Here is a 12680-nt window from a genome sequence, read left to right as displayed (position 1 = left end):
TAACAAAAGGAGTTCCCCCTGGAACACATCTCTACCACTACGCTGATCGTCATTCTGGTCATCATGGTGGTCATCTCCGCATATTTCTCTGGCTCTGAAACCGGCATGATGACCCTGAACCGCTACCGGTTACGTCATCGTGCCAAGCAGGGTAACCGTGCCGCGCGTCGTGTCGAAAAGCTGCTGCGTAAGCCGGACCGCCTGATTAGCCTGGTGCTTATCGGTAACAACCTGGTCAATATTCTCGCTTCTGCGTTGGGCACCATCGTCGGGATGCGTCTGTACGGCAACGCAGGCGTGGTGATAGCCACCGGGGTACTCACGTTTGTGGTGCTGGTGTTTGCGGAAGTGCTGCCCAAAACCATCGCGGCGCTTTACCCGGAAAAAGTGGCCTACCCGAGCAGCTTCCTGTTAGCACCGCTGCTTATTCTGATGATGCCGCTGGTCTGGCTGCTGAATATGGTGACACGGGTGCTGATGCGCATGGTCGGTATAAAGGCAGACGTTACCATCAGTAGCGCGCTCAGCAAAGATGAACTGCGTACCATCGTGAACGAATCCCGCTCGCAGATTTCCCGCCGCAATCAGGACATGCTTCTGTCGGTTCTGGATCTGGAAAAGGTCAGCGTTGACGACATCATGGTGCCGCGCAATGAAATCGTCGGGATTGATATCAACGACGACTGGAAGGCCATTGTCCGCCAGCTGACGCACTCCCCACACGGGCGCATCGTGCTTTATCGCGATTCCCTCGACGATGCCATCAGCATGCTGCGCGTGCGCGAGGCCTATCGCCTGATGACCGAGAAAAACGAGTTCACCAAAGAGGTGATGCTGCGCGCCGCCGACGAAATTTACTACGTGCCGGAGGGTACCCCGCTCAGCACACAGCTGGTAAAGTTCCAGCGAAACAAGAAGAAAGTCGGCCTGGTGGTGGATGAATACGGCGACATCCAGGGGCTGGTGACGGTCGAAGATATTCTGGAAGAGATTGTCGGGGACTTTACCACGTCGATGTCACCTTCCCTTGCGGAAGAAGTCACCCCGCAGAACGACGGGTCAGTGCTTATCGACGGCAGCGCCAACATTCGTGAAATCAACAAAGCGTTTAACTGGCATTTGCCGGAAGACGAAGCGCGGACGATGAACGGTATGATTCTGGAGGCGCTGGAAGAGATCCCGGCGGCTGGTACGCGCGTGCGTATTGAGCAGTATGATATTGATATTCTGGACGTTCAGGACAACATGATTAAGCAGGTGAAAGTCCTGCCCATTAAACCTTTACGCGAAAGTATCGCCGAGTAATGTGTAGGCCGGGTAAGGCGAAGCCGCCACCCGGCACTACGGGGCGGCAAATTACGCTTTCGCTTTCGCCACGGTCACCATCGCAGCGCGAATAGTACGACCGTTCAGGGTATACCCTTTCTGCATCACGCCCAGTACGTTACCCGCGGTAACGTCTTCGGATTCCACCATCGCAATAGCCTGGTGAACGTTTGGATCCAGCGGGACATCCGTATCGGCAATCACTTCAACACCGAACTTACGCACCACATCCAGCATGGATTTCAGCGTCAGCTCAATGCCTTCAATCATCGCCGCGTTATCCGGGTTAGCTTTATCCGCCACTTCCAGCGCACGATCCAGGCTGTCGATCACCGGCAGCAGTTCGTTGACGAATTTCTCCAGCGCAAATTTGTGCGCCTTTTCAACGTCCAGCTCGGTACGACGGCGCAGGTTTTCCATTTCCGCTTTGATACGCAGAACGCCATCGCGTTCGCGATTCTGCGCTTCTACCAACTGAGCTTCCAGGTTGGCAATTTTTTCATCGCGCGGGTCCACCTGCTCAGCAGACGTGTCTGGCTCTACTGCCTCAACTTCATCGTGCTGTTCCGTGATAATTTCTTCAGGGGCTTGCCCCTCAGGCGTTTTCTGTTCTTTACTACTCATGAATTTCTCCGCGTTTTTCTGCATTCATCTCGCTAACTTCGCTTATTATGGGGATCAGTTTCCTGGATTCAAGGGAACAAGGCAGATTGTCATCATTCATCAGGCACAAGGACCTCCAGAAAATGAATAATCATTTCAGGTGTATTGGGATCGTCGGCCATCCGCGTCACCCTACCGCATTGACGACACATGAAATGTTGTATCGCTGGCTGTGTGGTAAAGGCTATGAAGTGATGGTCGAGCAGCAGATCGCCCAGGAGTTGCAGCTTAAAAGCGTCAGAACCGGCACGCTGGCGGAAATTGGCCAGCAGGCGGATCTCGCCGTGGTGGTCGGCGGCGATGGCAATATGCTGGGCGCGGCGCGAACGCTGGCTCGCTATGACATTAAGGTTATTGGTATTAACCGTGGCAATCTCGGTTTCCTGACCGACCTCGACCCGGACAATGCGCAGCAGCAACTGGCGGACGTGCTGGAAGGTCACTATATCAGTGAAAAACGGTTTTTACTGGAAGCGCAGGTGTGTCAGCAGGACTGCCAGAAGCGCATCAGCACCGCCATTAACGAGGTGGTTCTCCACCCCGGTAAAGTGGCACACATGATCGAGTTCGAAGTCTATATCGACGAAATCTTCGCGTTCTCTCAGCGTTCTGACGGGCTGATTATTTCAACCCCGACGGGATCAACTGCCTACTCGCTTTCAGCCGGAGGCCCCATACTGACGCCATCGCTGGATGCGATAACCCTGGTGCCGATGTTCCCCCATACGCTCTCGGCGCGTCCGCTGGTGATCAACGGCGACAGCACCATCCGTCTGCGTTTTTCCCATCGCCGTAACGACCTGGAGATCAGCTGCGACAGTCAGATTGCGCTTCCCATTCAGGAAGGAGAAGATGTCCTCATTCGCCGCTGCGATTACCATCTGAACCTGATTCACCCGAAAGATTACAGCTATTTCAATACATTAAGCTCCAAACTCGGCTGGTCAAAAAAATTGTTCTGATTTTGCATCCAGCACTTTACTGTATATAAAACCAGTTTATACTGTATACAAACACAGTCATGGTTTTTCATACAGGAAAACAATTATGCTGGCACAACTGACCATCAGCAACTTTGCCATTGTTCGTGAGCTTGAGATCGACTTCCATAGCGGAATGACGGCGATTACCGGTGAAACCGGTGCAGGTAAATCCATTGCCATTGATGCCCTCGGCTTGTGCCTCGGCGGTCGTGCAGAGGGTGATATGGTGCGCACAGGCGCAGCCCGTGCCGATCTCTGCGCCCGCTTCTCGTTAAAAGACACGCCTGCCGCCCTGCGCTGGCTGGAAGCGAACCAGCTTGAAGACGGACGTGAGTGTTTACTTCGCCGTGTCATCAGCAGCGATGGCCGTTCCCGCGGGTTTATCAACGGTACAGCAGTTCCCCTTTCCCAGCTTCGCGAGCTGGGCCAGTTGCTTATTCAGATCCACGGTCAGCATGCGCACCAGCAGTTAATCAAACCCGAACAACAGAAAGCCCTGCTTGATGGCTACGCAGGTGAGTACGCGCTTACTCAACTCATGGCGGAGCACTATCGTCAGTGGCATCAAAGCTGCCGCGAACTAGCGCAGCATCAGCAGCAAAGCCAGGAGCGTACCGCGCGCGCCGAGCTGCTGGAATATCAGCTGAAAGAGTTGAACGAATTTAACCCGCAGGCAGGTGAATTTGAGCAAATCGACGAGGAGTACAAGCGTCTGGCCAACAGCGGTCAGCTGCTTTCCACCAGCCAGAATGCCCTGAACATGCTGGCGGATGGCGAAGACGTAAACTTGCAGAGCCAGCTGTACAACGTGCGTCAGCTTGTTACCGAACTGACCGGCATGGACAATAAGCTTTCTGGCGTGCTGGAGATGCTGGAAGAGGCCGCGATTCAGATTTCAGAGGCCGGGGATGAACTGCGCCACTACTGTGAACGTCTGGACCTCGACCCGAACCGTCTGTTTGAGCTTGAACAACGCATCTCCCGTCAGATTTCACTGGCGCGTAAGCATCACGTCACCCCGGAAGAGCTGCCGAATTACTATCAGTCTCTGCTGGAGGAACAGCAGCAGCTGGACGATCAGGCCGATTCCCTCGAAACCTTGTCTCTGGCGGTCAATTTGCATCATCAGCAGGCGCTGGAAACGGCGAAACGGCTGCACGACGTGCGACAGCACTATGCGCAGGAGCTTAGCCAGCACATTACCGACAGCATGCATACGCTGGCGATGCCGCATGGAGTGTTTACCATTGATGTTCGCTTTGAAGAACATCACCTGACGGCGGAAGGTGCAGATCGCGTAGAATTCCGCGTCACCACCAACCCGGGCCAGCCTTTGCAGGCCATTTCGAAAGTGGCTTCCGGCGGTGAACTGTCGCGTATCGCTCTGGCCATTCAGGTGATTACCGCCCGTAAAATGGAAACCCCGGCGTTGATTTTCGATGAAGTGGATGTGGGTATCAGCGGCCCGACTGCGGCCGTTGTCGGCAAACTGCTGCGTCAGTTGGGTGAATCGACGCAGGTCATGTGTGTGACTCACCTGCCGCAGGTAGCCGGTTGTGGTCATCACCACTTTATCGTCAGCAAGGAAACCGATGGCGAAATGACGGAAACGCACATGAAGCCGCTGGATAAACGATCACGCTTGCAGGAGCTGGCACGCCTGCTCGGCGGCAGCGAAGTCACTCGCAATACCCTCGCGAATGCGAAAGAACTGCTGGCGGCATAAACTTTTTCGGGATCTCAGGGTCATACAGAACAACAAAAACGCCGCCAGACCGGTTTCAAAGTGGGGCAAGGTCTATTATCATCGGCATATTACATATGAGCCGCGTACTGCTCGGGCCCGAAAAGGAATCAAATCACTATGCGCTGTAAAACGCTGACCGCTGCCGCAGCGGTTCTTCTGATGTTGACCGCAGGCTGTTCCACTCTGGAGAAAGTGGTTTACCGTCCTGACATCAACCAGGGGAACTACCTTACCCCTAACGATGTGTCCAAAATCCGCGTGGGTATGACACAACAGCAGGTCGCTTATGCCCTGGGAACCCCGATGATGTCCGATCCGTTCGGCACAAACACCTGGTTCTATGTATTCCGCCAGCAGCCTGGTCATGAAGATGTGACCCAGCAAACCCTGACGCTGACCTTCAGCAGTGCCGGTGTGCTGACCAATATCGATAACAAGCCTGCCCTGACCAAATAATCAGGCGTCAGCAACGCAAAAAGGTGCTCAATGAGCACCTTTTTTGTGAATATTTTTTGGCTACTTACCGGATTTCTCTGCTCGCTGACGGCGCAACTCTTTCGGGTCGGCAATCAGCGGGCGATAGATCTCAACCCTGTCGCCCTCTTTCAGTACATCCCCAAGCTTAACCGGACGGCTATAGATACCAACTTTATTCTTCGCCAGATCAATGTCGCTGCGAAGCTCAAGAATGCCGGAAGCCAGGATAGCCGCCTCAACGGTGGCGCCCTCTTCAAGCATCACGCGCTGCAAATACTGCTTCTCCGGCAGCGCATACACCACCTCAACAGCAATCTTATGCGACACTGTAAACCTCTTTGGCGCGCGTGGTGAACGCCTGAACCATATTCGAGGCCAGCTCTTTAAAGATACGGCCAAACGCCAGTTCGATCAGCTTATTGGTAAATTCAAAATCCAGATGAAACTCAATACGGCAGGCGTCAGCGCTCAGTGGCGTAAACTTCCACCCTCCCATCAGTTTTTTAAACGGACCATCCACCAGATGCATCAAAATACTCTGATTGCTCGTCAGGGTATTGCGCGTGGTGAACGTTTTGCTGATCCCCGCTTTGGAGACATCCACGGCCGCAGTCATCTGCGTCGGGCCGGATTCCAGCACCCGGCTACCGGTGCATCCCGGAATAAATTCCGGATAGGACTGAACGTCGTTCACTAACTGATACATTTGTTCCGCGCTGTAGGGAACAAGCGCGGTACGGCTAATCTGAGGCATAGCATTTTCCATGGTCACACAACAGACAAATAATAACATTTATCACCTGTTAAAAAAACGCTAAGCCTTATCTCGTGCTAAGATAGCGCGTTAGACCTCACAGGACGCAATGAGGTGACTTTTTAAAATCAGATTACCGACGGCTTTACGACACTTATGACGAAGAAAAAAGCACATAAACCTGGTTCGGCGACCATTGCGCTCAACAAGCGTGCTCGCCACGAGTATTTCATCGAAGAAGAATTCGAGGCTGGCCTTGCGTTGCAGGGCTGGGAAGTAAAATCGCTGCGTGCCGGGAAAGCCAACATTGGCGACAGCTACGTGATCCTGAAAGACGGTGAGGCCTTCCTGTTCGGCGCGAACTTTACGCCGCTGACCGTCGCCTCTTCACATTACGTCTGCGATCCTACCCGCACCCGTAAGCTGCTGCTGAACAAGCGCGAACTGGAATCCCTCTACGGACGCATCAACCGGGAAGGCTTCACCGTAGTTGCGCTCTCTTTATACTGGAAAAACGCCTGGTGCAAAGTGAAAATCGGTGTGGCGAAAGGTAAGAAACAGCACGACAAGCGCACAGACCTGAAAGCCCGCGAGTGGCAGCTCGACAAAGCACGTATCATGAAAAACGCAGGACGTTGATTCTGCGCACTTATTGTACTATTCAATAAGTTAGCGTTTCGGGCTGGTATCGAAGAAGTGAAATCTGGTATACTGTGTTCAACACTATTGGGGCTGATTCTGGATTCGACGGGATTTGCGAAACCCAAGGTGCATGCCGAGGGGCGGTTTGCCTCGTTAAAAGCCGCAAAAAAATAGTCGCAAACGACGAAAACTACGCTTTAGCAGCTTAATAACCTGCTAAGAGCCCTCTCTCCCTAGCTTCCGCTCTTAAGACGGGGATCAAAGAGAGGTCAAACCCAAAAGAGATCGCGTGGAAACCCTGCCTGGGGTTGAAGCGTTAAAACTAATCAGGCTAGTTCGTTAGTGGCGTGTTTGTCCGCAGCTGACGTGCGAATGTAAAGACAAACTAAGCATGTAGTACCGAGGATGTAGAAATTTCGGACGCGGGTTCAACTCCCGCCAGCTCCACCACATTATGATCCGGATTCGTCCGGTGAAGTACAGAAAGCCCGCACGGCACAAGCCCTGCGGGCTTTTTTGTGTCTGTTATTGTCCGAGAACATCCGGCCAAATCCGGTGATTATTGGTATACGTTTAGGTATACGGTAGGATGTATACCTAAAAGCGTATACCAATTCATGAAGGAGCGGCCACAGTGGCACGGACAACACGCCCCCTGACCAACACCGAAGTTCTGCGCGCTAAAGCGTTAGAGAAGGATCTGACGCTGCATGATGGCGATGGGCTTTTCCTGATAGTGAAAACCAGCGGGAAAAAGCTCTGGCGTTTCCGCTATCAACGTCCGGCAACAAAGCAGCGGACCATGATGGGGCTCGGAGCCTTCCCCTCCCTTTCACTTGCTGATGCTCGAAGTCTAAGAGCGGATTACCTTGCTTTACTAGCCAACAAAATCGACCCACAAATTCAAGCCGAAGCCGCAGAGGAAGAGCAGCAAATCGCTCTGGAAAGTATTTTTTCAACGGTCGCCGCTAACTGGTTCAAGCTAAAAAGCAAAAGCGTTACCCCTGACTACGCAAAAGACATTTGGCGCTCACTGGAGAAAGACGTATTTCCTGCAATCGGTGAAATCCCTGTTCAGCAAATCAAAGCCCGGACACTGGTTGAAGCTCTTGAGCCAATCAAAGCTCGTGGGGCGCTTGAGACAGTACGTCGACTGGTGCAGCGCATTAACGAGATAATGATTTATGCCGTAAACACTGGCCTGATTGATGCTAATCCAGCATCAGGTGTTGGGATGGCCTTTGAGAAGCCCAAAAAACAAAACATGCCGACGCTCCGGCCAGAAGAATTACCAAAGCTGATGCGTTCTTTGGTTATGTCTAATCTGTCTGTTCCGACGCGTTGTCTTATTGAGTGGCAACTTCTGACTCTTGTGCGCCCTTCTGAAGCCTCCGGTACTCGGTGGGCAGAGATCGATCTCGATGCAAAGCTCTGGACGATTCCAGCCGAACGGATGAAAGCTAAGCGGGAACACATAGTCCCTTTATCTCCTCAGGCATTAGAGATCCTTGATGTGATGAAGCCAATCAGCGCCCATCGTGAACATGTTTTTCCGAGTCGGAATGACCCAAAACAACCAATGAATAGCCAGACGGCTAATGCCGCGTTAAAACGTATTGGTTATGGTGGAAAATTAGTTGCGCATGGTTTACGTTCTATAGCTAGTACAGCTCTCAACGAAGCTAATTTTAATTCTGATGTAATCGAGTCTGCGCTAGCACACACTGATAAGAATGAAGTTAGGAAAGCGTACAATCGGTCCATTTATTTGAAACAAAGAGTTGAGCTAATGGACTGGTGGGGTAATTTTGTCAAGATTACTAATAGATATTAAAGGATTACACATGAGCACAGTAAAATCTATCGATACCATTTCTTCATATTTTAACATATCGCCATTAATTCTTGATCAACTTGATGTTGTTGATGTTTTATTAGAAACAGATACTCTACTTTTTATTGACCCTATGCTCCTTCCTGAAAGTAAGCATAACGAAATGAGATTAAATGCTCATAATGAATATATATCCACTTTCACAAAAATCATTAAATTAATTAAGGCATCTAAGGAGCAAAAAGACAGTGACGTTGCTTGGAAGGCTGCCAAAAAATTATTTTCATTTTCCGAAATAGGATGGACATGTTTGGGTTATGGCTCATCGGCCAAAGGCTCAGGGTTCGGACCACAATTAGTAAACACCACCATGAATACTGCCTATCAAATTATCAATATGGATATCGATGACCCTGATTTATTTATGGTCATGTCGTTATTTGAAGAAGGAATTGGAGCTGATAGAATCAGTGACATGACTACAAATATTATATTTGAGTCCTTAGTGGAATTTTCAGAAAGAGTTAATAAAACACTACAAATTCCAACAAAAGAGTTCTCATTTAAGGGAAGTAAATACATCGCCCCACATAATCCTTTAACTAATACACCCCTAATACTTGTTCCTAAAGATATTGTTCGTGATTTACCTATATCCACTGACTGGAGCGGCGCAGTCAGTACAATGAAAGAAAATACAGACCTACGAGACAGGATTAATACTAATATTGGCAAACTACTCGCATCAATGACTCAAAAAGAAAAGGCTGAAGCTAAGCGCAGGGCTTTAGAGAAAAAAGAATATTTTGAAGATCTCTTAGAGTTAATAAAAGAAGTAGAAAAAGAACCTTACGATTTTAAAGCTGATAAAAATGGAGAGCTATTTTGGTCAAGGCTTGTATCTTCTTTAGATAAGAAATACCCCTTCAACCTTTCGAAATTCAATAAAAAACTAACATTAGATGAAGTTGAAGCTTTAGTTGATGAGATATTAAACCAATTCAAAGATCTAATTGAAAACAAGGGTCTGTGGAAAGAAATGTGGGCAGATGATAAAAAACCACGTAAAGAAAAAGCGGCCCAACGCTTACTTTTTGCTGTCGCATATTCATATTGCAGAGCTAATAACTTGGATATTAGCCCTGAAGCAGACTCTGGTAATGGACCTGTAGACTTCAAAGTTTCGCAAGGTTTCGCTCAGAAAGTTTTAGTAGAAGTTAAGTTATCATCAAATGGTAAATTACTTCATGGATATGAAAAACAATTAGAAATTTATAGAAATGGTGACGATACAGATCGTGCATTTTTCGTAATAGTTGATATTGGTCATTTAGGTGAAAAATATCAAAAGGTTCAACAGGCTAAAATTGCAGCAGTTAATGAAGGTTTCAGAGCCTCAAAGATCATTCATATCGACGCACAACAAAAAGATTCTGCTAGCATTCGTATATAAATAAATAATGGCTCAACGATCAACTTCGTTGAGCCTTTGTTATTTTATGCGAGATAAATATATTTTCTAACCCAGTCTTTCTCGAATCCAAATTATATGTGTACAATGCTCTCCCCTACAACGAGATCACAGCCAGCTAAATTCATCCACCTACGAAACTGTCAGCTTTGACGGGCTCGCACGGACCTATCGCGCCGCCGTACATCACAGCTCACCCATTGCCGTGAAGCGCAACATTCTGACCAGCACTTTTATCCCACATCCGCTGCTGAGCCAGCAGGCTTTCAGCCGGTTCATGCAGGACTATCTGGTATTCGGTAACGCCTATCTTGAGAAGCGCACCAACCGCCTCGGCGGTATTTTGTCACTGATACCATCGCTGGCGAAATACACCAGGCGCGGCGTGGATCTGGAAACATACTGGTTTGTGCAACACGGCATGACCAGGCAGCCATATGAGTTCACTTAAGGCAGCATCTTTCACCTGATGGAGCCGGATTTAAACCAAGAAATCTACGGCCTACCGGAATACCTGTCCGCAATTCCTTCCACCCTGCTGAACGAATCCGCCACTCTGTTTCGCCGCAATTATTACATCAACGGCAGCTATGTAGGGTTTATCATGTGCAGGACCGACGCCGCGCAGAATCACGAGGATGTGAACTATATCTGCAAGGCCATGAAAAGCGCCAAAGGGCCTGGCAACTTCCGCAACCTGTTTATGTACTCGCCAAACGGTAAAAAGGACGGCATCCAGATCATCCCACTGTCAGAGGTCGCAGCAAAGGATGAGTTTCTGAATATCAAGAACGTGAGTAGGGACGACATGATGGCTGCACACCGCGTTCCGCCGCAAATGATGGGGATCATGCCGAGTAATGTTGGGGGGTTTGGGGATGTAGAGAAGGCCAGTCGCGTCTTTGTTCGCAACGAGCTTACGCCACTGCAAAAACGATTACAGGAGCTGAACAATTGGTTAGATCTAGATATAATATTATTCAAATCATACGAACTTTATGAATAGATAATAATGATAAATTGCCGAAATATAAAATTAAAGGAGAGCCACGCTCTCCTTCTTGTCAAAGCCCCCTCAAAAAATCACGAACTTCATTAAATACATCGGAATCCAGGTTATAATAGCCCTTCTGAGCTGCTAGGCCAGCACTTGGGATAAATTTCTCCATACCTGCTAAAAAAGCATGCATATGAGCTTTATGAATATTTCTAGGATAATTAAATGCGCAGGTCTGATTAACGGGAGCTAATAAATTCTTTAAATTATCTAGATATTCACCCGATGCAATTTTAACGGGGTGATCACCTAAAGATTCCAAAATCAAACTCTCTAACATTCCTTTATCAGTAAAACCTGGCGCGATAAAGACCCCGACATTCCTGACACCGTCACTTTTAAACTGACAATGCCCATTTGGAACTGGTAATCCAACTTGACGGAGATGATGGCAAATACTATCTACAGCAGCTTGCTGACTTTCATCTGCATCCCTGATCACGCCTACAGATATTACATCTTCAAATTCACGCTCATTCATAATCAAGTCAAGTTCAGCTCGAAATTGGTCTTTTCCTTTAGATTCTAAAATTTGTATATCCGCAATCTCATACTTTGCGAGGAAAGCAGTGAAGAATTTTATTTCATCCTGACCTTCAACCAATAGCAACTTGTTTTTTATAATTTTAGATGGCATTAGCGAATATCCCAATCACGTTCAACAGATGTAAGCAGGGCGGAAGGACCATAATATTTAGGAACAACCACGCCTTCTTTATTTCTATCTAGCCTTATGTAACTAAATGAATTTTTTGAATTATCTAGTTCATTGTCTCGCATGAAATCAGAAACACCCTTTATGACATCATAACTATGTGTAGTGGCAAAAATTTGACAATTTTGTTTTTGCGCGGCAGAAAAAATTATTTCCCAAATTTTTGGCATCAAGGAATAATGTATACCATTTTCAATCTCATCAATCAAAATGATAGCATTTTTATTCGATAATATTGCAGTCAAAATAGATGTTAGTTTACTTATACCTTCCCCCATGTTTACCATGGGTATTTTTCTTTTCAATCCTACATCGACATAAATGGTTGGTTGACCACCAATTGAGAGAAGCGATACATTTCGCAATCTAGCATCGATCATCTTCAAGTATGAGACAAAAGTTTCCAGCCCATTGGTCATATCCAATTTGCTCATGAATTGTGCATCGGTAAAACTATTACCTCGTGCTGAAGCGGGAACAAAGACAACAACACGGTTAATTGTCATCACTGATTCAACTTTCATTTCAATTTGATTATTGACAATTTGAATTAATGCCTTCCCCTGAGGTTTATTATCTGAAGTGTATGTAATTTCAATCGCATTATTAATAACTGCCGCAGATGACAAAACAGAATTCATCTGAAAATTATTTTTATTTATAGCCAATCGTTGGTTTTCTGGCACAACCATAGCATATGAAGCAATGTTTTTATGACCACTATCTTCAGTTATAACTCTGAATGGTTTCTCATAATTAAAATTATTGAAATAAGGATGAAAAATATATTCTGCAGACAAATCAAATTGCTGAACTCCGCGACGTGCGAGAGGGGCAATCAAAACATCAGCAGCCATTCTATCATGATGTAAATAAATCGCTTCAAGAATAGATGTTTTACCAGTGTTATTCATACCTGCGATTAAATTAACACGTTGAAGCTTATCTAGCTCTAAGGAAGGTGCGAACAAGTCCCTGATATGAGATCATGTTTGTCATCTGGAGCCATGG

General features: G+C 47.8%; 12 protein-coding genes, 1 other RNA gene and 1 pseudogene. 9 read left to right on the top strand and 5 right to left on the bottom strand.

The window, feature by feature from the left end; all coding sequences use genetic code 11:
* Window positions 1-18 precede the first annotated feature (18 nt).
* Complete coding sequence (locus ACOTX7_RS20060; protein ID WP_221257277.1) at window positions 19-1305, top strand: HlyC/CorC family transporter; 1287 nt, start codon at window positions 19-21, stop codon at window positions 1303-1305.
* A 51-nt stretch (window positions 1306-1356) separates the two neighbouring features.
* Here the strand turns inward: ACOTX7_RS20060 and grpE are convergent, their stop codons facing one another.
* Window positions 1357-1950, bottom strand: a complete 594-nt coding sequence (grpE, locus tag ACOTX7_RS20055; protein WP_032674013.1) for a nucleotide exchange factor GrpE — start codon at window positions 1948-1950, stop codon at window positions 1357-1359.
* A 122-nt stretch (window positions 1951-2072) separates the two neighbouring features.
* Here grpE and nadK point away from each other — a divergent pair, with 122 nt between their 5' ends.
* The 3 genes from nadK (at window position 2073) to bamE (ending at window position 5175) form a co-directional block, all read left to right on the top strand.
* On the top strand, window positions 2073-2951 hold the full coding sequence (nadK, locus tag ACOTX7_RS20050; protein ID WP_017383004.1) for an NAD(+) kinase: 879 nt from the start codon (window positions 2073-2075) through the stop codon (window positions 2949-2951).
* A gap of 85 nt (window positions 2952-3036) precedes the next feature.
* Window positions 3037-4698, top strand: coding sequence for a DNA repair protein RecN (gene recN / locus ACOTX7_RS20045; RefSeq protein WP_006811643.1), 1662 nt, complete (start codon window positions 3037-3039; stop codon window positions 4696-4698).
* Between the two features lie 138 nt (window positions 4699-4836).
* A complete protein-coding gene (gene bamE, locus ACOTX7_RS20040) occupies window positions 4837-5175 on the top strand; it encodes an outer membrane protein assembly factor BamE (protein ID WP_003863121.1) in 339 nt (112 codons plus the stop codon).
* Between the two features lie 60 nt (window positions 5176-5235).
* Here bamE and ACOTX7_RS20035 read toward each other — a convergent pair whose 3' ends face one another.
* Both ACOTX7_RS20035 and ACOTX7_RS20030 read right to left on the bottom strand, forming a co-directional pair.
* Entirely contained in the window at window positions 5236-5523 is a 288-nt protein-coding gene (locus tag ACOTX7_RS20035) for an RnfH family protein (protein ID WP_006811644.1), read from the bottom strand.
* A complete protein-coding gene (locus ACOTX7_RS20030; protein WP_003863117.1) occupies window positions 5513-5950 on the bottom strand; it encodes a type II toxin-antitoxin system RatA family toxin in 438 nt (145 codons plus the stop codon). Before ACOTX7_RS20030 ends, ACOTX7_RS20035 begins: the two co-directional genes overlap by 11 nt.
* Window positions 5951-6106: 156 nt before the next feature.
* Here ACOTX7_RS20030 and smpB point away from each other — a divergent pair, with 156 nt between their 5' ends.
* The 5 genes and pseudogenes from smpB to ACOTX7_RS20005 form a co-directional block, all read left to right on the top strand.
* Window positions 6107-6589 carry an SsrA-binding protein SmpB gene (gene smpB, locus ACOTX7_RS20025; RefSeq protein WP_003863115.1) on the top strand — a complete coding sequence of 161 codons (483 nt, stop codon included), beginning with the start codon at window positions 6107-6109 and terminating at the stop codon, window positions 6587-6589.
* An 89-nt stretch (window positions 6590-6678) separates the two neighbouring features.
* Window positions 6679-7042: a transfer-messenger RNA gene (gene ssrA / locus ACOTX7_RS20020) on the top strand.
* 184 nt (window positions 7043-7226) lie between these two features.
* On the top strand, window positions 7227-8426 hold the full coding sequence (locus ACOTX7_RS20015) for an integrase domain-containing protein (protein WP_112844576.1): 1200 nt from the start codon (window positions 7227-7229) through the stop codon (window positions 8424-8426).
* A gap of 10 nt (window positions 8427-8436) precedes the next feature.
* Entirely contained in the window at window positions 8437-9879 is a 1443-nt protein-coding gene (locus ACOTX7_RS20010) for a hypothetical protein (protein ID WP_112844575.1), read from the top strand.
* Window positions 9880-10039: 160 nt separating this feature from the next.
* Window positions 10040-10903: pseudogene (locus ACOTX7_RS20005) on the top strand (phage portal protein); the annotation flags it as partial.
* 58 nt (window positions 10904-10961) lie between these two features.
* Here ACOTX7_RS20005 and ACOTX7_RS20000 read toward each other — a convergent pair.
* Window positions 10962-11591 (bottom strand): DUF3226 domain-containing protein, encoded by a 630-nt coding sequence (locus ACOTX7_RS20000; protein WP_112844574.1) that lies wholly within the window; start codon window positions 11589-11591, stop codon window positions 10962-10964.
* On the bottom strand, window positions 11591-12640 hold the full coding sequence (locus ACOTX7_RS19995) for an AAA family ATPase (protein ID WP_421626147.1): 1050 nt from the start codon (window positions 12638-12640) through the stop codon (window positions 11591-11593). The genes ACOTX7_RS20000 and ACOTX7_RS19995 overlap by 1 nt, the downstream gene beginning before the upstream one ends.
* Between the last annotated feature and the right edge of the window lie 40 nt (window positions 12641-12680).

The organism is Enterobacter cloacae complex sp. IR5418, from assembly GCF_049238105.1.
Lineage (GTDB): Bacteria > Pseudomonadota > Gammaproteobacteria > Enterobacterales > Enterobacteriaceae > Enterobacter > Enterobacter hormaechei.
This window is presented reverse-complemented; position numbering and strand designations above follow the sequence as displayed.

Excerpts from the sequence above, each read along its gene's own strand:
- nadK (WP_017383004.1), top strand. The coding sequence starts at position 2,073 with ATGAATAATCATTTCAGGTGTATTGGGATCGTCGGCCATCCGCGTCAC.
- ACOTX7_RS20030 (WP_003863117.1), bottom strand. The coding sequence starts at position 5,950 with ATGCCTCAGATTAGCCGTACCGCGCTTGTTCCCTACAGCGCGGAACAA.
- grpE (WP_032674013.1), bottom strand. The coding sequence starts at position 1,950 with ATGAGTAGTAAAGAACAGAAAACGCCTGAGGGGCAAGCCCCTGAAGAA.
- recN (WP_006811643.1), top strand. The coding sequence starts at position 3,037 with ATGCTGGCACAACTGACCATCAGCAACTTTGCCATTGTTCGTGAGCTT.
- ACOTX7_RS20010 (WP_112844575.1), top strand. The coding sequence starts at position 8,437 with ATGAGCACAGTAAAATCTATCGATACCATTTCTTCATATTTTAACATA.
- smpB (WP_003863115.1), top strand. The coding sequence starts at position 6,107 with ATGACGAAGAAAAAAGCACATAAACCTGGTTCGGCGACCATTGCGCTC.
- ACOTX7_RS20000 (WP_112844574.1), bottom strand. The coding sequence starts at position 11,591 with ATGCCATCTAAAATTATAAAAAACAAGTTGCTATTGGTTGAAGGTCAG.
- bamE (WP_003863121.1), top strand. The coding sequence starts at position 4,837 with ATGCGCTGTAAAACGCTGACCGCTGCCGCAGCGGTTCTTCTGATGTTG.